23 protein-coding genes are annotated in these 21,577 nt (G+C 72.4%); 13 read left to right on the forward strand and 10 right to left on the reverse strand.

The window, feature by feature from the left end:
• The first annotated feature begins 25 nt into the window (after positions 1-25).
• From E6U81_RS32045 to E6U81_RS32050, 3 genes are all read left to right on the forward strand, one after another.
• Complete coding sequence (locus E6U81_RS32045) at positions 26-982, forward strand: cytochrome c oxidase assembly protein (protein WP_136233530.1); 957 nt, start codon at positions 26-28, stop codon at positions 980-982.
• A gap of 32 nt (positions 983-1,014) precedes the next feature.
• Positions 1,015-1,173, forward strand: coding sequence for a hypothetical protein (locus E6U81_RS40150; RefSeq protein ID WP_037929045.1), 159 nt, complete (start codon positions 1,015-1,017; stop codon positions 1,171-1,173).
• Between the two features lie 84 nt (positions 1,174-1,257).
• On the forward strand, positions 1,258-1,965 hold the full coding sequence (locus tag E6U81_RS32050; protein WP_136233531.1) for a lysophospholipid acyltransferase family protein: 708 nt from the start codon (positions 1,258-1,260) through the stop codon (positions 1,963-1,965).
• A gap of 51 nt (positions 1,966-2,016) precedes the next feature.
• On the opposite strand, the gene E6U81_RS32055 is transcribed toward E6U81_RS32050, so the two are convergent.
• The 8 genes from E6U81_RS32055 to E6U81_RS32090 form a co-directional block, all read right to left on the reverse strand.
• On the reverse strand, positions 2,017-3,678 hold the full coding sequence (locus tag E6U81_RS32055; protein ID WP_136233532.1) for an alpha/beta hydrolase: 1,662 nt from the start codon (positions 3,676-3,678) through the stop codon (positions 2,017-2,019).
• Between the two features lie 180 nt (positions 3,679-3,858).
• Positions 3,859-4,644 (reverse strand): urease accessory protein UreD, encoded by a 786-nt coding sequence (locus E6U81_RS32060; protein ID WP_240804135.1) that lies wholly within the window; start codon positions 4,642-4,644, stop codon positions 3,859-3,861.
• The gene (gene ureG / locus E6U81_RS32065) at positions 4,641-5,336 is read right to left on the reverse strand and encodes an urease accessory protein UreG (protein ID WP_240804136.1); all 696 of its coding nucleotides are present in this window, start codon (positions 5,334-5,336) and stop codon (positions 4,641-4,643) included. The genes E6U81_RS32060 and ureG overlap by 4 nt, the downstream gene beginning before the upstream one ends.
• 39 nt (positions 5,337-5,375) lie before the next feature.
• The gene (locus tag E6U81_RS32070) at positions 5,376-6,050 is read right to left on the reverse strand and encodes an urease accessory UreF family protein (protein WP_136233533.1); all 675 of its coding nucleotides are present in this window, start codon (positions 6,048-6,050) and stop codon (positions 5,376-5,378) included.
• A 13-nt stretch (positions 6,051-6,063) separates the two neighbouring features.
• Positions 6,064-7,785 (reverse strand): urease subunit alpha, encoded by a 1,722-nt coding sequence (locus E6U81_RS32075; RefSeq protein ID WP_136233534.1) that lies wholly within the window; start codon positions 7,783-7,785, stop codon positions 6,064-6,066.
• Positions 7,778-8,089, reverse strand: coding sequence for an urease subunit beta (locus E6U81_RS32080; protein ID WP_031150035.1), 312 nt, complete (start codon positions 8,087-8,089; stop codon positions 7,778-7,780). The genes E6U81_RS32075 and E6U81_RS32080 overlap by 8 nt, the downstream gene beginning before the upstream one ends.
• A 15-nt stretch (positions 8,090-8,104) precedes the next feature.
• On the reverse strand, positions 8,105-8,407 hold the full coding sequence (locus E6U81_RS32085) for an urease subunit gamma (protein WP_136233535.1): 303 nt from the start codon (positions 8,405-8,407) through the stop codon (positions 8,105-8,107).
• A 344-nt stretch (positions 8,408-8,751) separates the two neighbouring features.
• Complete coding sequence (locus E6U81_RS32090) at positions 8,752-9,201, reverse strand: ATP-binding protein (RefSeq protein WP_136233536.1); 450 nt, start codon at positions 9,199-9,201, stop codon at positions 8,752-8,754.
• Positions 9,202-9,397: 196 nt separating this feature from the next.
• On the opposite strand from E6U81_RS32090, the gene E6U81_RS32095 reads away from it, so the two are divergent.
• Together E6U81_RS32095 and E6U81_RS32100 are read left to right on the forward strand one after the other, a co-directional pair.
• Positions 9,398-10,282, forward strand: a complete 885-nt coding sequence (locus tag E6U81_RS32095) for a helix-turn-helix transcriptional regulator (RefSeq protein ID WP_136233537.1) — start codon at positions 9,398-9,400, stop codon at positions 10,280-10,282.
• Between the two features lie 13 nt (positions 10,283-10,295).
• Entirely contained in the window at positions 10,296-10,523 is a 228-nt protein-coding gene (locus tag E6U81_RS32100) for a DUF397 domain-containing protein (protein WP_136233538.1), read from the forward strand.
• Between the two features lie 160 nt (positions 10,524-10,683).
• On the opposite strand, the gene E6U81_RS32105 is transcribed toward E6U81_RS32100, so the two are convergent.
• Complete coding sequence (locus E6U81_RS32105) at positions 10,684-11,856, reverse strand: 8-amino-7-oxononanoate synthase (RefSeq protein WP_136233539.1); 1,173 nt, start codon at positions 11,854-11,856, stop codon at positions 10,684-10,686.
• 156 nt (positions 11,857-12,012) lie between these two features.
• Here E6U81_RS32105 and bioB point away from each other — a divergent pair, with 156 nt between their 5' ends.
• The 3 genes from bioB to bioD are packed head-to-tail and all read left to right on the forward strand — an operon-like array spanning position 12,013 to position 15,347.
• Complete coding sequence (gene bioB / locus E6U81_RS32110) at positions 12,013-13,272, forward strand: biotin synthase BioB (RefSeq protein ID WP_136233540.1); 1,260 nt, start codon at positions 12,013-12,015, stop codon at positions 13,270-13,272.
• A complete protein-coding gene (locus E6U81_RS32115) occupies positions 13,265-14,593 on the forward strand; it encodes an adenosylmethionine--8-amino-7-oxononanoate transaminase (protein ID WP_136233541.1) in 1,329 nt (442 codons plus the stop codon). Before bioB ends, E6U81_RS32115 begins: the two co-directional genes overlap by 8 nt.
• A 10-nt stretch (positions 14,594-14,603) precedes the next feature.
• Positions 14,604-15,347: a dethiobiotin synthase gene (bioD, locus tag E6U81_RS32120; protein ID WP_136233542.1), complete on the forward strand. Its 744-nt coding sequence runs from the start codon at positions 14,604-14,606 to the stop codon at positions 15,345-15,347.
• 249 nt (positions 15,348-15,596) lie between these two features.
• Here bioD and E6U81_RS32125 read toward each other — a convergent pair whose 3' ends face one another.
• Positions 15,597-16,067 (reverse strand): GNAT family N-acetyltransferase, encoded by a 471-nt coding sequence (locus E6U81_RS32125; RefSeq protein ID WP_136233543.1) that lies wholly within the window; start codon positions 16,065-16,067, stop codon positions 15,597-15,599.
• A 208-nt stretch (positions 16,068-16,275) separates the two neighbouring features.
• Here E6U81_RS32125 and E6U81_RS32130 point away from each other — a divergent pair, with 208 nt between their 5' ends.
• The 5 genes from E6U81_RS32130 to mug all read left to right on the forward strand — a co-directional run bounded on the left by E6U81_RS32130 (position 16,276) and on the right by mug (position 21,538).
• Positions 16,276-17,619 (forward strand): hemolysin family protein, encoded by a 1,344-nt coding sequence (locus tag E6U81_RS32130; protein WP_136233544.1) that lies wholly within the window; start codon positions 16,276-16,278, stop codon positions 17,617-17,619.
• The gene (locus E6U81_RS32135) at positions 17,616-18,641 is read left to right on the forward strand and encodes a hemolysin family protein (RefSeq protein WP_136233545.1); all 1,026 of its coding nucleotides are present in this window, start codon (positions 17,616-17,618) and stop codon (positions 18,639-18,641) included. Before E6U81_RS32130 ends, E6U81_RS32135 begins: the two co-directional genes overlap by 4 nt.
• A gap of 67 nt (positions 18,642-18,708) precedes the next feature.
• Positions 18,709-19,491 carry an SGNH/GDSL hydrolase family protein gene (locus E6U81_RS32140; RefSeq protein ID WP_136233546.1) on the forward strand — a complete coding sequence of 261 codons (783 nt, stop codon included), beginning with the start codon at positions 18,709-18,711 and terminating at the stop codon, positions 19,489-19,491.
• A gap of 71 nt (positions 19,492-19,562) precedes the next feature.
• A complete protein-coding gene (gene purB, locus E6U81_RS32145) occupies positions 19,563-20,996 on the forward strand; it encodes an adenylosuccinate lyase (protein WP_136233547.1) in 1,434 nt (477 codons plus the stop codon).
• Positions 20,993-21,538, forward strand: a complete 546-nt coding sequence (mug, locus tag E6U81_RS32150; protein WP_136233558.1) for a G/U mismatch-specific DNA glycosylase — start codon at positions 20,993-20,995, stop codon at positions 21,536-21,538. The genes purB and mug overlap by 4 nt, the downstream gene beginning before the upstream one ends.
• Positions 21,539-21,577: the final 39 nt, after the last annotated feature.

The following is a 21,577-nucleotide window of genomic DNA, read 5'->3' on the forward strand; positions in this document are numbered from 1 at the left end:
GCAGCACAGTCGAGGGAGTGAACAGATGGACCACAGCGGGCACGGCATGGACATGCACATGGACTTGCCGCCGTTCACTCTCGGGCGCGGGCTGGAGTTCTCCTTCGACGCGTTCTTCCTGTTCGCCTCCGTGCTCGGGCTCGCCCTGTACGGGTGGGGGGTGCTGCGGCTGCGCCGGCGCGGGGACTCCTGGCCGCTGGGCCGGACCATCGCGTTCACGCTGGGCGTGCTGACCGTGATCCTGGTGATGTGCACCAAGCTGAACGACTACGGCATGGTCATGTTCAGCGTGCACATGGTCCAGCACATGGTGATCAGCATGATCACCCCGATCCTGGTGCTGCTGGGCGCCCCGGTGACGCTGGCGCTGCGCGCGCTGCCGCCCGCCGCGCGCGGGCGCAAGGGGCCGCGCGAACTGCTGCTGGCGCTGCTGCACAGCCGCTACATGCGGGTGATCACCCACCCGGCCTTCACGATCCCGATGTTCATCGCGAGCCTCTACGCGCTGTACTTCACCCCGCTCTTCGACTTCCTGATGGAGAGCCGCGCCGGGCACATCTCGATGATGGTCCACTTCTTCGCGGTCGGCATGATCTTCTTCTGGCCGATCATGGGCGTCGACCCCGGTCCGCACCGTCCGGGATACGTCATGCGGATGCTGGAGCTCTTCGCGGGCATGCCCTTCCACGCCTTCTTCGGTATCGCGCTGATGATGGCGAGCCAGCCGATGATCAAGACGTACGCGAACCCGCCGGCCTCCCTCGGCATCGATCCGCTGCTCGACCAGCAGTGGGGCGGCGGCATCGCCTGGGCGTTCAGCGAGATCCCCTCGGTGCTCGTCCTGATCGCCCTGATCTACCAGTGGTACCACTCCGAGCAGCGGGCCGCGAAGCGCTCGGACCGGGCCGCCGACCGCAACGGGGACCAGGAGCTGGAGGCGTACAACGCGTATCTCGCCTCGCTCCAAGCGCGTGGCCAGTAGCGCGATCCCGTCCCGGCGCGCCACCATGGGGCATGACCGGATCCGTTAAGGCGATGGCAGTGATGACCTTCGCCGCACTGGTGGCCGTCGCCACGTATTCCGTGGTCCTCGGCAGCAACGGCTGGCTGTGGTTCGGATGGGTGGTCCTGGGGCTGCTGACGGCGGGGATGGCCGCCTCGCGCAGTACCTGAGGAAGGTCACCACCGCCCCCTCCATCCCGCGACTCACCGTCCGTAGACTGGCCGTGACGACGGGATACCGACAGGAGCGGCCTGGTGTTCTACCTCTTGCTCAAGCACGTGTTCCTCGGCCCCCTGCTGCGACTGCTGTTCCGGCCGCGGATCGAGGGGCTGGAGAACATCCCGGCGGAGGGCGCGGCGATCGTCGCGGGCAATCACCTGTCGTTCTCCGACCACTTCCTGATGCCGGCGATCCTGGCCCGGCGGATCACCTTCCTCGCGAAGGCCGAGTACTTCACCGGACCGGGGCTCAAGGGCAGGCTCACCGCCGCCTTCTTCCGCAGCGCCGGGCAGATCCCCGTGGACCGCTCCGGCAAGGACGCCGGCCAGGCGGCTCTGCGCGAGGGGCTGGGGGTGCTGGCCAAGGGCGAGCTGCTGGGCATCTACCCGGAGGGCACGCGCTCGCACGACGGCCGGCTGTACAAGGGCAAGGTGGGCGTGGCCGCGATGGCCCTGGGAGCCGGGGTCCCGGTCATTCCCTGCGCGATGGTCGGCACCTTCGAGATCCAGCCGCCCGGCCAGAAGATCCCGAACATCCGGCGGGTGACCATTCGCTTCGGTGAGCCGCTGGACTTCTCCCGGTACGCCGGGATGGAGCGCGAGCGCGCCGTCCTGCGGGCGGTCACCGACGAGATCATGTACGCGATCCTCGGCCTGTCCGGGCAGGAGTACGTCGACCGGTACGCGGCCGAGGTGAAGGCCGAGGAGGAGGAAGCGCGGAAGAAGGCCCGGCGCACGCGCTGAGCCTTCTCCCGCTTCACGGGTCCTGCGGGGCTCCCGCCCACCCGTCCCGCGTCAGCGGACGGCGGGCAGTTCCTCGCGTGCCGGAAGGTCGGCCGGAGCGGCGTCCAGCGATCGGGCGGCGGCCGCCGCCGGGGCGACCGGGGTGGCGTGCGGGGCGCACGTCACGTCCTTGGCGTCGACCTTGCCGGTGAGCAGGTAGGTGTCCACCCGCGTGTTGACGCAGCTGTTCACCAGGCTGGTGACACCGTGCGAGCCGGCGTTCTTCTCGGTGATCAGGCGCGAGCCGGCGAGCCGGCGGTGCAGCTCGACGGCGCCCTTGTACGGGGTGGCCGCGTCCCGCTCGGACTGGACGATCAGGACCGGCGGCAGGCCGCGCCTGGCGCCGACCTCGATCGGGGTGCTCTGCTTGGACCTCCAGGTCGCGCACGGCAGGTTCATCCAGGCGTTCGACCAGGTGAGGAACGGGTACTTCTCGTGCAGCCTGGTGTTGTCCCGGTCCCACTTGGTCCAGCTGGTGGGCCACTTCGCGTCGGCGCACTCGACGGCGGTGTAGACGGCGTTGCTGTTCTCCGACGCCGCGTTGCCCTTGGTGTCCGACATGTCCGGGGCGATGGCGTCGATGAGCGCCTGCTCGTCGCCGGCCGCCCAGGCCGCGAAGGTCTGGGCGACGGGCACCCAGGAGGAGTCGTAGTACGGGGCGCTCTGGAAGAAGCCGATGAGCTCGGCCGGGCCGACGATCCCGCCGAGCGGGGCGGCCTTGGCCCTGCCGCGCAGCTCCTGCCACTTGGCGTCGACCTTCGCGCGGGTGTCGCCGAGGTGGAAGACGGCGTCGTTCTTGGCGACCCAGTCCTGCCAGTCGTTCCAGCGCATCTGGAAGGCGACGTCCTGGCCGAGGTTGGCCTCGTACCAGATGTTGTCCTGCGACGGGTCCACCACACTGTCGACGATCATGCGGCGCACGTGGGTCGGGAAGAGGGTCGCGTAGACCCCGCCCAGGTAGGTGCCGTAGGAGACGCCGAGGTAGTTCAGCTTCCGCTCGCCGAGGGCGGCCCGGACGACGTCGAGGTCGCGGGCGGTGTTCGGCGTGGTCATGTGCGGCAGCATCTCGCCGCTGCGCTCCTTGCAGCCGTCCGCGTACTCGGCGGCGAGCTTGCGCTGGGCGCGCTTGTCAGCCTCGGTGTCGGGGACCGGGTCGGCCTTGGGGGCCTTCACGAACTCCTGCGGGTCGATGCAGGAGATGGGCGCGGAATGGCCGACACCGCGCGGGTCGAAGCCCACGAAGTCGTAGGCCTTGGAAGCGTTGACCCACAGCGGGCTCTTGGTGGTGACACGGCGCGGGAAGCGCATGCCGGAACCCCCGGGGCCGCCGGGGTTGTAGACGAGAGCGCCCTGGCGCTCCTCCTTGGTCCCCGTGCTGCCGATCCGGTCGACGGCGATGTCGATGGTCTTGCCGTACGGCTTCGCGTAGTCCAGCGGTACCTTCACCCAGCCGCACTGGATGGGCTTCTCCAGGCCCCAGTCGGCGGGGCAGTCCTTCCAGTCGATCCCGGTACGGGCGGCGCGGGCGGCTGCGATCTGCACGCCCAGCGCCTCCGGGAGCCGGACGTCCCGGTCGGCCGGGGCGGCGGCGGCCGGCGGGGCGAGCAGCAGGCTCGCGGCCAGGGCGCCGGTGATCAGTGTGGCGGCGCTCCCCAGCGCCGCGTTGCGTATCACGTGGTTGTTCCCCCTGCGTCAAATGCCGCGTTGGCAGCCGGGTTGGCCGCTGCGGTCGTCGGCGTGCAGGGGGATCCTGTCGTCTTCTCCCGCCCCGGCGACAGGGTGCCGTCGACTTCTTTGCCAAGCCGATAACCGGACAGCCGAGTACCGCTGAGCGGTGCCCGGTTCGTCCGGCGTTCAGCGATGGTAGGCGCGGCAGGCCTCGTCGAGGACCTCGCGCAGCCGCAGGGCGTCCCCGGCCAGGGCCGTCACGAGCACGGCCGGTCCCGCCAGCGGTGTCGCGACGGCGCACTCCCCCAGCACCGCGGCCGACGGCGGGTCCTGCGCGAAGGCCGGGTCCACGACGAGGAGCTGGCCGACGGCCCGGTGCCCGGCCAGGCCGGCCGGGCCGTCCCAGCCGCCGGGAGCGCCGGGCCCGCAGGCGAGCTCCTGGTCCAGCAGCGGCCGGCCGCCGCGGGTGACGGTGAGGCGGCTGCGGAGCAGTCCGGACTGCTCCCCGTGGCGTCCCAGTACCTGTTCCTCGCGCAGCAGCAGGCGTGCGGTCGGGGCCAGCCGGACCCGCGTGCGCACCCGCAGGTCGCTGCCGCGGACCGAGACGAGCTGCTCCGGAAGCCACCGCACCGAGGCACCGTCCTCCAGGTCCAGCTCCACGTCGTAGCGCGCGGGCTCGCCCGCCCGGCCGGGCAGCGCCAGGGTGGCCGCCGCGGATGTCAGGGCCAGCCGGGCCCCCGGTCCGGCGGTGGCGCGGACGGTGAGGTGGTCGCCGCCGAGCGGGGCGCTCATCGCGCCGACGAGCACGACCCCGGCCTCGGCCTCCCGGCCGCGGGTGCGGCGCAGGGCGAGCGGGCCCTCCCCGGCGAGCAGGGGCAGCGCGGTCCCGCCCCGTCCGTCGGCCACGGCGTGGATGCGGGCGGTGGCCCGCACTCCGGTGGCGGGCGGGGGGACGGGGGGCGCGGTGGTCACCGTACGGTCCAGGCGGCGATGCGCTCGCGGACCCAGGCGGCGACCGGGGCCACGCCCTCGGGGCCGCGCAGCGACTGGAAGGCGACGGGCAGGTCGCCACGCCGCTCGGCGGCGTCGCGGGCCATCCGGCCGAGGTCGGAGCCGACGTGGGGGGCGAGGTCGGTCTTGTTGACGATGAGGAGGTCGGCGGTGGTGACGCCGGGCCCGCCCTTGCGCGGGATGTCGTCGCCGCCGGCCACGTCGATGACGAAGATCTGGGCGTCGACGAGGCCCCGGGAGAAGGTGGCGGTGAGGTTGTCCCCGCCGGACTCGACAAGGACCAGGTCGAGCGGGGCGTGCTCGCGGAAGGCGTCCTCCAGTTCCTCGACGGCCTCCAGGTTGGCGGAGATGTCGTCGCGGATGGCGGTGTGCGGGCAGGCTCCGGTCTCGACGGCGGCGATCCGCTCCGGCGGCAGGACCGCCTCGCGGAGCAGGAACTCGGCGTCCTCGCGGGTGTAGATGTCGTTGGTGACCACTGCCATGGACAGCTCGGTGCGCAGCGCGCGGCACAGGGCGGCGACGGTGGCGGTCTTGCCGGAGCCGACGGGTCCGCCGAGTCCGATGCGCAGGGCGCGCCGGGTGCCGTCGGCGCGCAGCGGTTCGGCGCTGTGGGTGTGGCGGTGGGTGTGGGCGACGGCGTGGTCGAGGTGCATGGGGATGCTCCCGGGGGTCGAAGGGGTGCGGCGGTGTGGTCAGGAGGCGAAGAGGCGGACCGGCCAGTCGGCATGGACCTCGGCCGCGATCTCCAGCAGGGGCGAGGAGGCCGCGGGCAGGGCCTCGACCCCGTCCAGCAGGGCCTGGTGGGCGGCCTCGACGGCCCGGGCAGCGACGTCGTCGAGCTCGGGGGCGAGCCGGGCCAGCACCCCGCTCGCCTCGAAGGGGTCCAGGCCCAGCAGCCGCACGGTGGCGGTGGCCGGTCCGCCGACGCTCTCGTACACCGCCACGTGCGCGGCGCCCTGCGGCCCGAGCCCGGCCGCCCGGGCGGTGAGGCCGAGCACCACGGGCTGGTGGGCGCCGCGCGGGAACGCCGCGGCCAGCTGCTCCAGTCCGGGGTCGGGCCAGGTCGCCCGCGCGGCCCGCAGCAGTTGGCGGCCCAGCCGCCGCGCCGCGGTGCGCAGTGCGGGCGACGGGGTGCGGGCGTCGGCCGCGGCGTCGAGCACGGCCGGGTCGAGCCCGGCGGCGGCCGCCGCCGCGAGGGCGGCGGCGGTGAGCCCGGCAGTGTGCAGCCTGCCTCGGCAGAAGTCCTCCAGGGTGGCGGCGTCATGGATCCGGCCCGCCTTGCAGGCGGCCTCGGCCCCGCCGGAGTGGGCGTGGCCTCCGGCGGGGAAGCGGCCGTCCGCGAGGACGAGCAGCGCGGCGAGGCTCATGCGGAGAGGCCCATCAGAAGAGGAAGTAGCGCTGGGCCATGGGCAGTTCCGCGGCGGGCGCCGGTTCGACCGCTTCGCCGTCGATGGTGACGGTGAAGGTGTCGGCGTCGACCTCGACCCGCGGCATGGCGTCGTTGTTGCGCATGTCCGCCTTGGTCACCTTCCGCGTGGTCTCAATGGCGGTGAACCGCTTGCCGAGTCCGAGCCGTTCGGGCAGGCCGTCGTCGAGCGCCGCCTGTGCGGTGAAGTTCAGCGAGTTCAGGCCGGGTGCGCGGCCGTGGCTGCCGAACATCGGCCGGGGCAGGACGGGCTGCGGGGTGGGGATGGAGGCGTTGGCGTCGCCCATCTGTGCGTAGGCGATCTGGCCGCCCTTGACGACGAGCTCGGGCTTGACCCCGAAGAAGGCGGGGTTCCACAGCACCAGGTCGGCGAGCTTCCCGGTCTCGACCGAGCCGACGTCGCGGGCGATGCCCTGGGCCACGGCGGGGTTGATCGTGTACTTGGCGACGTAGCGGCGGGCCCGGTGGTTGTCGGCGGGTCCGTCGCCGGGCAGGAAGCCGCGGCGCCGCTTCATCACGTGGGCGGTCTGCCAGGTGCGCAGCACGACCTCGCCGACGCGGCCCATGGCCTGGGAGTCGGAGGAGATGATGGAGATGGCGCCGAGGTCGTGCAGGACGTCCTCGGCGGCGATCGTCGAGGGCCTGATCCGGGACTCGGCGAAGGCGAGGTCCTCGGGGACGGCGGGGTTGAGGTGGTGGCAGACCATCAGCATGTCGAGGTGTTCCTCGACGGTGTTGACGGTGTGCGGCCGGGTGGGATTGGTGGAGCTGGGCAGGATGTTCGGCTCGGAGACCACGGTGATGATGTCGGGTGCGTGCCCGCCGCCCGCGCCCTCGGTGTGGTACGAGTGGATGGTCCGCCCGGCGATGGCCGCGAGGGTGTCGGCGACGAAGCCGGCCTCGTTGAGCGTGTCGGTGTGGATGGCGACCTGGGCGCCGGTCTCGTCGCAGACGCTCAGGCAGGCGTCGATGGCGGCGGGGGTGGCCCCCCAGTCCTCGTGGATCTTGAATCCGAGGGCTCCGCCGCGCAGCTGGGAGTGCATGGCCTCGCGGGAGGTGGTGTTCCCCTTGCCGAGGAGGCCGATGTTGACCGGGTAGGCCTCCAGCGCCGCGAACATCCGGGCCAGGTGCCAGGGTCCGGGGGTGACGGTGGTGGCCTTGGTGCCCTCGGCCGGTCCGGTGCCGCCGCCGACCAGGGTGGTGATCCCGGAGGCCAGGGCCTCGTCGATGACCGTCGGGGAGATGAAGTGCACGTGGGCGTCGATGGCGCCGGCCGTGACGATCTTCCCGTTGCCCGCGATGATCTCGGTCTCGGGGCCGATGACCAGCGCGGGATCGACGCCGTCCATGGTGTCGGGGTTGCCGGCCTTGCCGATGCCGCAGATCCGGCCGTCACGGATGCCGAGGTCGGCCTTGACGATGCCCCAGTGGTCGAGGATCACGACTCCGGTGATCACGGTGTCGGGTGCGCCCTCGGCCCGGGTGGTGCGGGCCTGGCCCATGGATTCGCGGATGACCTTGCCACCGCCGAAGACGGCTTCGTCGCCGGACCGGCCGGGGCCGCCTCCGAGGTCCTGCTCGATCTCGACGAAGAGGTCGGTGTCGGCGAGCCGGATCCGGTCGCCGGTCGTCGGTCCGAACAGGTCGGCGTACACCCGGCGGGAGATCTCAGCCATCGAGCGGGCCTCCGGTCTCCCCGCGCAGTCCGGGTACGGTCCGCGAGCCCGCCAGCGGGACCAGTTCCACCGCAGCCGGGATGCCCGGCTCGAAGCGGACGGCCGTGCCGGCGGCGATGTTGAGCCGGAGCCCGCGGGCTGCGGCGCGGTCGAAGTCGAGGCCTGGGTTGGCCTCTGCGAAGTGGTAGTGGGAGCCGACCTGGACGGGCCGGTCGGCGGAGTTGAGCACGGTGAGACGGGTGACGGGGCGGCCCTCGTTGAGGAGTACCGGCCCCTCCCCGAAGGCGATTTCGCCGGGGATCATGCGGGGTACTCCTTGTCAGACGATGGGGTCGTGGACCGTGACGAGTTTGGTGCCGTCGGGGAAGGTCGCCTCGACCTGGACGTCGTGGATCATCTCGGGGATCCCCTCCATGACCTCCGCGCGGCTCAGGACGGTGCGGCCGGAGGCCATGAGCTCGGCCACGGTCCGGCCGTCGCGGGCCGCTTCGAGGATGTGGGAGGTGATGAGCGCCACCGCCTCGGGATGGTTGAGGCGCACTCCTCGCGCCCTCCGCTTCTCGGCCACGTCGGCGGCCACGTGGATGAGCAGTCGCTCTTGTTCGTGCGGTGTCAGTTGCACTCGTATCACCAAGCTTCCGGGACAAGATCGACTTCGCGCCGAGGTGACCTTAGCGGCGTTCAACACTCTGTTGACCTGCGCATTTCCGACCCAAGCGTCTCGTGCCCAACGCAGAGGAAGGCTTTCCGTTCCGCCCACCGCAGCTTTACCGGCTCATGGGTGATCATTGGTGGTCGTACGTGACCGCCACGCTAGGGGCCGCTCTTTTCCGCAGAGTTAACCCACGTTTCGGGAAGGCACCCGGTTCGGGTCCGCCACCCCTCGGCCGCGACTTCCGTATACGGAAAACGCCGGGGCCCGAGGGGCCCCGGCGTTCACGGGTCGTTCGGCGGTTCGCAGGGCGGTCAGCAGTTCCCGGCGGCCGCGGCCGGCGCGCCCGCGGTCCAGGGCAGCGCGATCCAGACCGTCTTGCCGCCGTCCTCGGTGGGGGTGACCGAGAGCCGGCCGCCCGCCTCCACGGCGAGCCAGCGGATGATGACCATGCCGCGGCCGTTGTCCTGCTGGACGGCGGCCGGAAGCCGCTTGGGCCAGCGCGGGTGGCTGTCGGTCACCCCGACCCGCAGCCACTCCTCGCGCTCCAGGCGGATGTCGACGGTGAAGGTGGGCGACTGGCCGAAAGTGTGCTGCACGGCATTGGTGGCGAGCTCCGAGACGATCAGGCGGACGCTGTCCGCGGTCTCGGCGTCATCGGGCAGTCCCCATTCGCACAGCACCTCCGCGACGTAGCGCCGGGCAGCGGCCACCGAAGCGGGATCGCTCGGCAGAGTGACGGATGCTTCCTGGTGGTCTGCCATGGCGACGTCCCTTTCCCACCGGGGCGGAAACGCCCCGGATCTGTGCTGGACGCCAGAGTGCCACCCATCGTGCCGCCGCATCAGCGTTTCCCCAAAGATCTGCATATATCTGTCGCCCGATGCGGTGAACTCTGCTACGGAAGAGCGTATTTGGACGGCAGACTGGTGCGACCTGTGCCGGTGGAAGGAGGCGGGTGTGCAGCACGGTCCCGCGGTGCGCCGGCGCAAGCTCGGCGAGGAACTGCGTGCCCTGCGTGACCGGTCCGGACTCACCAGTGGTGAGGCCGCCCGGATCGTGGGATGGCACCAGTCGAAAATCAGCCGTATCGAGACGGGTCGCAGCGGCGTGAAACCGGAGGACATCCGGCTGCTCCTCGACGCCTACGGGGAGGTCGTGAGCCCGGAGCAGCGAGCGCTGCTGGAGGCCCTCTCCGCCTCGGCCGCCGGCCCCGGACCGGGCGGCGACACGGGGCGGGGACGCCAGTGGTGGCACGACTACCGGGGGCTGCTGCCGCAGGAGTACCGGGACTTCATCAGCCTGGAGGCGGGGGCCCGGTCGGCCCGCACGGTGGAACTGTCCGTGGTGCCGGGGCTGTTGCAGACGCCCGAGTACGCGCGGGCGGTGACCCGGGCCGCGCTCGGCGGGCTTCCGGAACCGAAGGTGGACGCGCTGGTCGACGTACGGCTGACCAGGCAGGCGGTGCTGCGGGCCGATCCGCCGCTGGAGCTGAGCGCGGTGCTGGACGAGGCGGTGCTGCGCCGGCAGATCGGCGGTCCCGGAGTGATGGCGGAGCAGCTGCGGCACCTGGTCCGGGTGGCCCGGCTGCCCCAAGTGGACCTCCAGGTGCTGCCGTTCAGCGTGGGTGGTCATCTCGGCCTCACGGGACCGTTTGTCATTTTCTCATTTACGAACATCGCCGATCTGGATGTGGTGGTACTCGACCATTTGACGAGTAGCCTCTATCTCGAGCGGAAGGAAGACCTAGAGGCGTACGGCGCCGCGTTCCGCACCATCCAGGCGCACGCCCTGCCGCCCCAGGACTCTTCGGAACTCATCAGCTCACTCGCTGACGACGCGTAGAGGAGGCACCCCCGTGTCCGCAACCCCCTTAAGCACCAGCGGACTTCTGATCAGAGCTGCGCGGTGGCGGCGGAGCAGCCGCAGCACCGGCATGAACAACTGCGTGGAAGCGGCCGTCCTCGGCGACGGCCTGCTGGCCGTCCGCGACTCCAAGCGGACGGACGGCCCGGCCGTGCTCTTCACCGGGCCTGCCTGGAACGGCTTCCTCACCTCCGTACGGACGGACACGCACGCGGCCTAGGTCGTCTCTTTCGGATCTTGTCGGTCGGGCCCGCGTCGTCCGGTGCCGTGGCCGGCAAGGCGGAGGGGCGCCCGTGTACTGGACGTACTCGGGCGCCTCGACAACGCGGCCGGGTGCGGTGCCCGGCGGCGCGGGCCCGGCAAGATCCGGAAGAGACGGCCTAGCCGTTCGTGGCTCCGGCGGGCGCGGTCGTGAGGATCGTCGTGACCGCCCGATCGATCTCGTCCCCCGTGAGGTCGGCCCGGGCGGTCAGCCGCAGCCGGGAGATGCCGTCCGGCACCGACGGCGGGCGGAAGCACCCCACGGACAGACCTGCCTCGCGGCAGTCGGCGGCCCAGCGCAGTGCCGCCGAGGCCGACGGGGCCCGTACCGACACCACGGCCGCGTCCGGCCGGGCCGCGGTCAGGCCGGACGCGGTAAGCCGCCCGTACAGCCGGTCGGCCACCTCGCGGGCGCGGTCGGCGCGCTCCGGTTCCCGCCGGAGCAGGCGCAGGCTCGCCAGAGCCGCGCCCGCGGCGGCCGGGGCCAGCCCGGTGTCGAAGATGAAGGTGCGCGCCGTGTTGACCAGGTGCCTGATCACCTTGGCCGGGCCGAGCACGGCACCGCCCTGGCTGCCCAGTGACTTCGACAGGGTCAGGGTGGCCACCACGTAGGGCGCGCCGGCGAGCCCGGCGGCGTGCAGCGCGCCGCGGCCGCCCTCGCCCAGGACGCCCAGGCCGTGGGCGTCGTCGATGAGCAGGGCCGCGCCCTCGTCACGGCATGCGGCCGCGTACTCGGCCAGCGGGGCGGCGTCTCCGTCGACCGAGAACACCGAGTCGCTGACCAGCAGGGCCCGGCCCTCGTGCGCGGCGAGCGCCTTGCGCGCGGCGTCCGGGTCGGAGTGCGGGACCACCGCGGTCCCGGCGCGCGAGAGCCGGCAGCCGTCGACGATGGAGGCGTGGTTGCCTGCGTCGGAGACGACGAGCGTGCCCCAGTCGCTCAGGGCCGTGACGGCGGCGAGGTTGGCCGCGTACCCGGAGGACAGGACGAGGGCGGCCTCGAAGCCGCAGAAGGCGGCGAGCTCCCGCTCCAGTTCCTCGTGCAGTGCGGTGGTGCCGGTGACGAGACGGGAGCCGGTGGCCCCGGCACCCCAGCACTCCGCCGCCTCGCGGGCCCCGCGGATGGTCTCGGGGTGCCTGGAGAGGCCGAGGTAGTCGTTGCTCGCGAGGTCCAGCAGCGGCGACACCGGCGGCCGGGGACGCAGCGTGCGCACCAGTCCGGCCTGCTCCCGCGCGCGTTCCGCGGCGTCGATCCAGGCGAAGACGTCCGCTGGGTCGGGGGTGTGCTGGGGCATCGGCGTGTCCTCGTGTTTTGTCGGCAGTCCACAGACCTGCCCGACCCTAGTCGCCGCGACTTGTCCGCCAGGTGTGGTGATACACACACACCCATCCGGCCATGTTGTGCGATCTCTCCTTGGCCCGGATGGGTCCGGTGGGACAGGATCTGGTCCATGGACCTGCTGAACACCCTGGTGGACAAGGGGCTGCGGCGTGAGCTGCCGACCCGCGAAGAAGCACTCGCCGTACTGGCGACTTCTGACGACGAACTGCTCGACGTGGTGGCCGCGGCCGGCAAGGTGCGCCGCCAGTGGTTCGGGCGTCGGGTCAAGCTCAACTACCTGGTCAACCTGAAGTCGGGCCTGTGCCCCGAGGACTGCTCCTACTGTTCCCAGCGTCTCGGCTCGAAGGCCGAGATCCTCAAGTACACGTGGCTCAAGCCGGAGGAAGCCTCCCAGGCGGCGGCCGCGGGCGTCGCGGGCGGGGCGAAGCGGGTCTGCCTGGTGGCCAGCGGCCGCGGTCCGACGGACCGCGACGTGGAGCGCGTCGGCAGGACCATCGAGGCGATCAAGGAGCAGAACGAGGGCGTCGAGGTGTGCGCCTGCCTCGGTCTGCTCTCGGACGGCCAGGCGGAGAAGCTGCGCGAGGCGGGCGCCGACGCCTACAACCACAACCTGAACACCTCCGAGGCCACCTACGGCCAGATCACCAAGACCCACACCTACGCCGACCGCGTGGACACCGTGGAGAAGGCGCACGCGGCGGGCCTGTCGGCCTGCTCCGGCCTGATCGCGGGCATGGGTGAGACAGACGAGGACCTCGTGGACGTGGTCTTCTCGCTGCGCGAGCTGGACGCCGACTCCGTGCCGGTCAACTTCCTGATCCCCTTCGAGGGCACCCCCCTGGCCAAGGAGTGGAACCTCACCCCGCAGCGCTGCCTCCGGATCCTGGCGATGGCGCGGTTCGTCTGCCCCGACGTCGAGGTCCGGCTGGCGGGCGGGCGCGAGGTGCACCTGCGCTCGCTGCAGCCGCTGGCGCTGAACATCGTCAACTCGATCTTCCTGGGTGACTACCTCACCAGCGAGGGCCAGGCCGGCCAGGCCGACCTCGACATGATCGCGGACGCCGGTTTCGAGGTGGAGGGCGCCGGTACGACGACCCTTCCCGCGCACCGCTCCGACGTGGCGGACGCGGCCCCCGCCGGCGGTGGCTGCGGGTCCGGCGGCGGCGCCTCGCTGTGCGGTTCGGGTGCGGGCTCGGCTTCGGCCGGGGACGAGGCGGCGGGCTGCGGCTCGGCGTGCGGCGGCTGCTCGGGCCACGCGCACGCGGAGGCCGCCGCGGTTGCGGCGCAGGCCGAGCCCGGTGCCCTCCGGTCGGACCTGGTGGCGGTACGCCGCCGCGGCGCGGGGACGGACATCGCGCCCAATGCCTGACCAGCCCCGGCCCGAGCCGCGGTCGGCGGGCGCGGACCTGCTCGCGCTGGACCGGCAACACGTCTGGCACCCCTACGGGCCCATGCCCGGGCGGCAGGAGCCGCTGGTCGTCGCCTCCGCCGCGGGGGTGCGGCTGAGGCTCGCCGACCCGGCCCAGGGACAGGGCCACGACGAGCTGGTCGACGGCATGTCCTCCTGGTGGTCGGCCATCCACGGCTACAACCACCCGGTGCTGAACGAGGCCGTGACCACGCAGCTCGGGCGCATGTCGCACGTGATGTTCGGCGGGCTCACCCATGAGCCCGCCGTCCGGCTCGCCGCCAGGCTCGTCGAGATCACCCCGCCGGGACTGGAGCACGTGTTCCTGGCCGACTCCGGTTCGGTCTCCGTCGAGGTCGCCGTCAAGATGTGCCTGCAGTACTGGCGTTCGCTGGGGCACACCGGCAAGACCAGGCTGCTGACCTGGCGCGGCGGCTACCACGGGGACACCTGGCAGCCCATGGCCGTCTGCGACCCCGAGGGCGGCATGCACGAGCTGTGGCAGGGTCACCTGCCGCGGCAGGTCTTCGCGGACGCCCCTCCCGGCGGCTTCGACACGCCGGTGGATCCCGCGTACGCCGACCACCTGCGCGACAAGATCGCCGCGCACGCGGAGGAGCTGGCCGCGGTGATCGTGGAGCCGGTGGTGCAGGGCGCGGGCGGCATGCGCTTCCACCACCCCGGCTACCTGCGGGTGCTGCGCGAGCTGTGCGACGAGTACGGCGTCCTGCTGATCCTGGACGAGATCGCCACCGGCTTCGGCCGTACCGGCGCGCTCTTCGCGGCCGACCACGCGGGGATCACCCCGGACGTGATGTGCCTGGGCAAGTCGCTGACCGGTGGCTACCTCACGCTGGCGGCGACCCTGTGCACGGAGCGGGTGGCCGACGGGATCTCCCGGGGCGAGGTGCCGGTGCTCGCGCACGGGCCGACCTTCATGGGGAACCCGCTGGCCACGGCCGTGGCGCTGGCATCCGTGGAGCTGCTGCTCGGCCAGGACTGGGCGCTGGAGGTCAAGCGGATCGAAGCGGGGCTGCGCGCCGGCCTGGCCGCCGCGGCCGACATCCCCGGCGTGCGGGACGTACGCGTGCTCGGCGCCATCGGTGTGGTCCAGCTGGACCACGAGGTCGACGTGGCCGCGGCCACCCGGGCCGCGGTGCGCGAGGGCGTGTGGGTGAGGCCGTTCCGGGACCTGATCTACGTGATGCCGCCGTTCGTCACGGGCGACGCCGATGTGGCCCGTATCTGCCGCGCGGTGTGCGCGGCCGCCCAGGAAGGCTGAGAGGGCCGAGATGTCCGTAGTGATGGTGTCCGGGACGGGCACGGAGATCGGCAAGACCGTGGTCACCGCGGCCGTCGCGGCGGCGGCCGTCGCGGCCGGCCGCTCGGTGGCGGTGCTCAAGCCGGCGCAGACCGGTGTCGGCCCGCAGGAGCCGGGGGACGCGGCGGAGGTGGTGCGGCTGGCCGGACGCTCCGTCACGGCGGTGGAACTCGCCCGCTATCCGGAACCCTTGGCCCCGGACACGGCCGCCCGTCGCGCGGGGCTGCCGACGCTGGCCCCGGCGCAGATCGCGGAGGCCGCACGGCGGCTGTCCGAGGACCACGACCTGGTCCTGGTGGAGGGTGCCGGCGGGCTGCTCGTCCGCTTCGACGAGGCGGGCCACACGCTGGCCGACGCGGCGCGCCTGCTGGACGCCCCGACCCTGCTCGTCACCCAGGCGGGTCTGGGGACCCTCAGCTCCACGACCCTCGCGGCAGAGGGCCTGCGGGCCCGGGGCCTGACCTCGCTCGGCGTGGTGGTCGGCAGCTGGCCGCAGTCCCCGGACCTGGCGGCCCGCTGCAACCTGGCGGACCTCCCGAAGTCCTCGGAGCTGCCGCTCCTGGGCGCGGTCCCGGAGGGCTCGGGCACCCTGCCCCCGGAGCGCTTCCGCGCCTCCGCCGCCTCCTGGCTGGCCCCGCCCCTGTCGGGCACCTGGTCGGCGGAGTCCTTCCTCACCACCTGGTCCCCGCCGGCCTTCATCCCGGCCGGCGTCTGACAGTCGTCCCACACCCGGGCCCGGAACCCCCCGGGCCCCGCCCCACCGCTGGCCCCGGCCTTCCAGCCCCACCGCCGCTCGCACCGCGGGGTCCGGTCTCCAGCCGCACCGGCGTTTGAGGGGCGGGCCCGACAGTTCAGCCCCGCAGCGGTCCGAGGCGCGGGCCCGACAGTTCAGCCCCGCCGGCGTTTGAGGCGCGGAGTCCGGGGCGGAGCCCCGATCTTTGAACCCGCCGACGTGGACTGACGTTCACACGGGGCCGGAGCGCCCACCCCCGGGACTCTGCGGCCCCGCCGGCGAGGCGAGCGGCTTCACCCACCGCGTCCACTCCTCCTGCGCCCCGTACCCGCCCGCCGCCCAGGCCCCGTGCGCCCGCTCGTTCCGGTCGAGGACCATCGCGTCGGCCCGCCGCCCGCCCAGCGCGGCGAAGCGCTCCTCGGCGGCGGCCAGCAGCGCGCCGCCTATCCCCTGCCGCCGGTGCCCGGGGTGCACGGCGAGCCGGTAGAGGTGACAGCGCCAGCCGTCGAACCCGGCGATCACGGTCCCGACCAGCTCACCGTCGCGGCGCGCCAGCAGCAGCGCCTGCGGGTCCCGCTCGTGGAGCCGCTCGACGCCCGCGAGGTCGTCGCTGATGCTCGTCCCCTCGGCGGCGGTCTTCCAGAAGTCCAGTACGGCACCGAGGTCGCCGGCCGAGGCCGGGCCTATGTGAAGATCGCTCATGCGCGGATCCCATCATCCGACCGCGCTCCGCCAAAAGGATGATCCGTGCGCTTTGCCCTTCCTTTACCATGTGGAACAGATCCCTCCCGAGTGAAAGGTGTGAGCGTCCGCCCATGGGCGAGCCTCCCAGTCCACGACATTCCCCTTCGCCGCGACACCGCGCGATCCCCCTCCTCCTGGCCGATCATGGGACGGAGGTGATCGACCGATGACCGAGGTGCTCCTGCTCGTCGTGGCACTGCTGCTCTGCCTTGCCTGCGGAGTCTTCGTCGCGGCCGAGTTCTCCCTCACGACCGTCGAACGCAGCGAGCTCGAGCGGGCCGCCGAGCGCGGTGAGCGCGGTGCGGACAGCGCCCTCTCGGCCGTCCGCACCCTCACCTTCCAGCTCTCCGGCGCCCAGCTCGGCATCACCGTGACCGGCCTGGTCATCGGCATGATCTCCAAGCCCTCGATCGCCGTCCTGCTCCAGGGACCGTTCGAAGCCATGGGGCTGTCGGCGAGCGCCGCCTCCTCCACGGCCCTGGTCCTCGGAACGGCCCTGTCCACCGTCGTCCTGATGGTCGTCGGCGAACTGGTGCCGAAGAACTGGGCCATCTCCTCCCCGCTGGCGATCGCCAAGCGGGTGGCGACCTTCCAGCGGGTCTTCAGCCGGGCGTTCCGGCCGCTCATCAGCCACCTCAACACCACCGCGAACCACCTGGTGCGCCGCTTCGGCATGGAGCCGACCGAGGAACTGGCCTCCGCCCGCACCCCGCAGGAGCTGGTCGCCCTGGCCCGGCACTCCGCCAAGCAGGGCGCACTGGAGAAGGACACGGCCGAGCTGTTCGTCCGGACCCTGAACCTGGCCGACCTGACCGCGGAGAACGTGATGACCCCGCGCGTCCAGGTCACCGCCCTCGACGTGCAGACCACCGCCGAGGACGTGGCGAACGCGACGATGGCCACCGGCCTGTCCCGCTTCCCCGTCTACCGCGGAAGCCTCGACACCGTCGTCGGCACCGTCCACATCAAGGACGTGCTGGCGCTGCCCGCCGAGGAGCGGCGGCGCCGCCCGGTGTCGCAGCTGCTGCGCGAGCCCCTCCTCGTACCGGAGTCGCTGACCGTGGACCGGCTGCTGGACCGGCTGTCCGGCAAGCAGACCATGGCCGTGGTCATCGACGAGTACGGCGGCACGGCGGGCGTCGCGACCCTGGAGGACATCGTCGAGGAGGTCGTCGGCGAGGTGCGCGACGAGCACGACCCGCACGAGACCCCGGACCTGGCCCCGGCCGGTACGGACGACTCCGGACGGCAGCTGTTCTCCGCCGACGGCGCCGCGCGCACCGACCAGCTCCGGCGGATCGGACTGCGCGTGCCGGACGGCCCGTACGAGACCCTGGCCGGCCTGATAGCCACCGAACTGGGCCGGATCCCGGCCGTCGGCGACAGCCTGCAGCTGGACGGCTGGCAGCTGGACGTGGTGGACGACATCGGGCGCCGGGCGGCGCGGGTGCTGCTGCACGCGCCCGACGGGGCCGCCGGCTCCGCGGACGGGACGGAGGACGCGCGATGACCGTGATCCAGCTGTTGATCGGCCTGGCGACCCTGGTCGTGAACGCCTTCTTCGTCGGCGCGGAGTTCGCGCTGATCTCGGTCCGGCGCAGCCAGATCGAGCCGTACGCCGAGCAGGGCGACCGGCGTGCCCGCGCCGTCCTGTGGGGGCTCGAGCACGTGTCGGCGCTGATGGCCGCGGCGCAGCTCGGCATCACCCTGTGCACGCTGGTGCTGGGTGTGGTGGCCGAGCCGGCCATCGCCCATCTGCTGACCCCGCTCTTCGACCTGGTCGGGGTGCCGTCCGGGCTGACGCACGCGATCTCCTTCGTGGTGGCGCTCGCCCTGGCGACGTACCTGCACATGCTCTTCGGCGAGATGCTGCCGAAGAACGTGGCGCTGTCCGAGCCGGTGCGCACGGCTCTCCTGCTGGGGCCGCCGCTGGTGACGCTCACCCGGGCACTGCGGCCGGTGATCTTCGCGATCAACGCCTTCGCCAACGCCCTGCTGCGGCTGCTGCGGGTGGAGGTCAAGGACGAGGTCGCGGCGACGTTCTCGGACGACGAGCTGGCCCGGATGGTGAAGGACTCCAGTGACGCCGGGCTCCTCGACGACCGGGCGAGCGAGCGCCTGCACGACGCCCTGGAACTGGGCAGGCGGCCGGTGACCGACGTGGTGCTGCCCGCGGATCGGGTGATCTCGGCGCGCGAGGGCATCACTCCGGCCGGGCTGGAGCGGTTGTCGGCCGAGAGCGGGTACTCGCGGTTCCCGGTGGTCGACGCGCAGCAGGGGATCCTCGGCTACCTGCACGTGAAGGACGCCCTGGACGCCGACGGGGAGTCGCGCGACGAGCCGTTCCCGGCGACGGCGCTGCGCCCGATCGCCCAGGTACGGGCGGAGACTCCGCTGGACGACGTGCTGACCGCCATGCGGCGCAGCCGCACCCACCTGGCGGCGGTGCTCGGGGCGGAGGGCGCCATGACGGGCCTGGTGACCATGGAGGACGTGCTGCGCGAGCTGTTCGGAAGGCCCGCCTCCGCGTAGTGCGCGCCGGGAACGCGGGTCCCCGGCCCTGCAGGGCCGGGGTACCGCGCGGTAACATCACTCCGCCATGGAGATGAATGCCTCATACACCAGTTTTGTCGCGGTCGGCGACTCCTTCACCGAGGGCATGTCCGACCTCCTGCCGGACGGCTCCTACCGGGGCTGGGCCGACCTGCTGGCCGCCCGCCTTGCGGCGCGCGAGCCGGGCTTCCGCTACGCGAACCTCGCGGTCCGCGGCAAGCTCATCGGGCAGATCGCGCAGGAACAGGCTCCCGCGGCGGCCGCGATGGGCGCCGACGTGATCACTCTGGTGGGCGGGCTGAACGACACCCTGCGCCCCAAGGTGGACATGGGCCTGGTCCGGGAGCACCTGGAGACGGCCGTCGAGCTGCTCGCGCCCTCCTGCAAGCAGCTCGTCCTGATGCGCTCCCCGGGGCGCAACGGACCGGTGATGGAACGCTTCCGCCCCCGCATGGAACAGCTCTTCGCCACCATCGAGGAGCTCGCGGCCAAGCACGGCGCCCTGGTGGTGGACCTCTACGGCGCTCCCGTCCTCGCGGACCCCCGGATGTGGGACGTCGACCGGCTGCACCTGACGGCCGAGGGTCACCGCCGGGTGGCGGAGGCCGTCTGGCAGACCCTGGGTCTGCCCGCCGAGCTGGACTGGCGCACCGAGCTGCCCGTCACCGAGCCGGCCGGGTGGGCGGTGCGCCGGACCCAGGACCTGAGCTTCGCGCGGCAGCACCTCCTGCCCTGGATCGGCCGCCGCCTGACGGGCCGCTCCTCGGGGGACGGCCGCCCGGCCAAGCGGCCCGACCTGCAGCCCTACGGGGACGCGCCGCTCTCGTAGCAAGGCACAATCACGAGCGGTCGCCCGACCTGCGTAAACACACAGCTGCGGCCCAAGTAGAATCCCTACACGTGACTGCCAAGCCCCGCATCCCCAATGTCCTGGCCGGCCGCTACGCCTCCGCGGAGCTCGCCGTCCTGTGGTCCCCCGAGTACAAGGTGACGCTGGAGCGGCGGCTGTGGCTCGCCGTGCTGCGCGCCCAGAAGGACCTCGGTATCGAGGTCCCGGACGCGGCCCTCGCCGACTACGAGCGCGTCCTGGAAAACGTGGACCTCGCCTCCATCGCCGAGCGCGAGAAGGTCACCCGGCACGACGTGAAGGCCCGGATCGAGGAGTTCAACGACCTCGCCGGCCACGAGCACGTCCACAAGGGCATGACCTCCCGCGACCTGACCGAGAACGTCGAGCAGCTCCAGATCCGCCTCTCGCTGGAGCTGGCCCGCGACCGCACGGTCGCCGTGCTCGCCCGCCTCGGCAAGCTCGCCGGCGAGCACGCCGAGCTGGTCATGGCCGGCCGCTCCCACAACGTGGCCGCGCAGGCGACCACCCTGGGCAAGAGGTTCGCGACGGCGGCCGACGAGCTGCTGGTCGCCTACGACCGCCTGGAGAACCTCCTCGAGCGCTACCCGCTGCGCGGCATCAAGGGCCCCGTCGGCACCGCCCAGGACATGCTCGACCTGCTCGGCGGCGACGCTGCCAAGCTCGCCGACCTCGAGCAGCGCATCGCCTCCCACCTCGGCTTCGCGCACGCCTTCACCTCGGTCGGCCAGGTCTACCCGCGCTCCCTCGACTACGACGTGGTCACCGCCCTGGTCCAGCTGGCCGCCGCGCCGTCCTCCATCGCGAAGACGATCCGCCTGATGGCCGGCCATGAGCTGGTCACCGAGGGCTTCAAGCCCGGCCAGGTCGGTTCCTCCGCGATGCCCCACAAGATGAACACCCGCTCCTGCGAGCGCGTGAACGGCCTGATGGTCATCCTGCGGGGCTACGCCTCGATGACCGGCGAGCTGGCCGGCGACCAGTGGAACGAGGGCGACGTCTCCTGCTCCGTGGTCCGCCGCGTGGCCCTGCCGGACGCCTTCTTCGCCTTCGACGGCCTGCTGGAGACCTTCCTGACGGTCCTCGACGAGTTCGGCGCCTTCCCCGCGGTCGTCGCCCGCGAGCTGGACCGCTACCTGCCCTTCCTCGCGACCACCAAGGTCCTGATGGGTGCGGTGCGTGCCGGCGTGGGCCGCGAGGCCGCCCACGAGGTCATCAAGGAGCACGCCGTTGCCTCCGCGCTCGCCATGCGCGAGCAGGGCGCCGAGCGCAACGAGCTGCTGGACAAGCTGGCCGCCGACGAGCGGATGCCGCTGGACCGCGCCCAGCTCGACGCGCTGATGGCCGACAAGCTGTCCTTCACCGGCGCCGCCGGCGACCAGGTGTCGACGGTCGTCTCCCGCATCGAGGCGATCGCCAAGCAGCACCCGGAGGCCGCCGGGTACGCGCCGGGGTCGATCCTCTGACCCCCGAAGAGCTGAACGCCGCCCGCGACCGCGTCCTCCCGGACGTGGTCGCGGGCGGTCTGCGTGTGCTGTTCTGCGGCATCAACCCCGGTCTCCTCTCCGCCGCGACGGGCCACCACTTCGCCCGCCCCGGCAACCGCTTCTGGCCGGTCCTGCACCTCTCGGGCTTCACCCCGCGCCGCCTGGCTCCCGCGGAGCAGGAGGAACTCCTGACCTATCGCCTCGGCATCACCAACGTCGTGGCCCGCGCCACGGCCCGAGCCGACGAGCTGAGCGCCGAGGAGTTCCGCGAGGGCGGCCGCATCCTGACGGCCAAGGTGGAACTGCTGCGCCCCCAGTGGCTGGCGGTGGTGGGCGTGACCGCCTACCGCACGGCCTTCGGGGAGAAGAAGGCACAGATCGGCCCCCAGGAACGCACCATCGGCTCCACCCGCATCTGGGCCCTTCCCAACCCCAGTGGCCTCAACGCCCACTGGACCGCCGACTCCATGGCCCAGGAATACGCCCGCCTCCGCGAGGCCGCTGCATCCCCCACCGAGTAGGCCGTCTCTTTCGCATCTTGCCCGGCAAGATCCGAAAGA

This window comes from Streptomyces sp. A0592, assembly GCF_004795115.1.
GTDB lineage: Bacteria > Actinomycetota > Actinomycetes > Streptomycetales > Streptomycetaceae > Streptomyces > Streptomyces erythrochromogenes.

Coding starts and splice junctions, on each gene's coding strand:
- bioB (WP_136233540.1), top strand. CDS start 12,013: ATGGACCTGCTGAACACCCTGGTGGACAAGGGGCTGCGGCGTGAGCTG.
- E6U81_RS32070 (WP_136233533.1), bottom strand. CDS start 6,050: ATGAGCCTCGCCGCGCTGCTCGTCCTCGCGGACGGCCGCTTCCCCGCC.
- E6U81_RS32125 (WP_136233543.1), bottom strand. CDS start 16,067: ATGAGCGATCTTCACATAGGCCCGGCCTCGGCCGGCGACCTCGGTGCC.
- ureG (WP_240804136.1), bottom strand. CDS start 5,336: ATGCACCTCGACCACGCCGTCGCCCACACCCACCGCCACACCCACAGC.
- E6U81_RS32115 (WP_136233541.1), top strand. CDS start 13,265: ATGCCTGACCAGCCCCGGCCCGAGCCGCGGTCGGCGGGCGCGGACCTG.
- E6U81_RS40150 (WP_037929045.1), top strand. CDS start 1,015: ATGACCGGATCCGTTAAGGCGATGGCAGTGATGACCTTCGCCGCACTG.
- E6U81_RS32140 (WP_136233546.1), top strand. CDS start 18,709: ATGGAGATGAATGCCTCATACACCAGTTTTGTCGCGGTCGGCGACTCC.
- E6U81_RS32080 (WP_031150035.1), bottom strand. CDS start 8,089: ATGATCCCCGGCGAAATCGCCTTCGGGGAGGGGCCGGTACTCCTCAAC.
- E6U81_RS32135 (WP_136233545.1), top strand. CDS start 17,616: ATGACCGTGATCCAGCTGTTGATCGGCCTGGCGACCCTGGTCGTGAAC.
- E6U81_RS32075 (WP_136233534.1), bottom strand. CDS start 7,785: ATGGCTGAGATCTCCCGCCGGGTGTACGCCGACCTGTTCGGACCGACG.
- E6U81_RS32130 (WP_136233544.1), top strand. CDS start 16,276: ATGACCGAGGTGCTCCTGCTCGTCGTGGCACTGCTGCTCTGCCTTGCC.
- E6U81_RS32090 (WP_136233536.1), bottom strand. CDS start 9,201: ATGGCAGACCACCAGGAAGCATCCGTCACTCTGCCGAGCGATCCCGCT.
- bioD (WP_136233542.1), top strand. CDS start 14,604: ATGTCCGTAGTGATGGTGTCCGGGACGGGCACGGAGATCGGCAAGACC.
- E6U81_RS32105 (WP_136233539.1), bottom strand. CDS start 11,856: ATGCCCCAGCACACCCCCGACCCAGCGGACGTCTTCGCCTGGATCGAC.
- E6U81_RS32045 (WP_136233530.1), top strand. CDS start 26: ATGGACCACAGCGGGCACGGCATGGACATGCACATGGACTTGCCGCCG.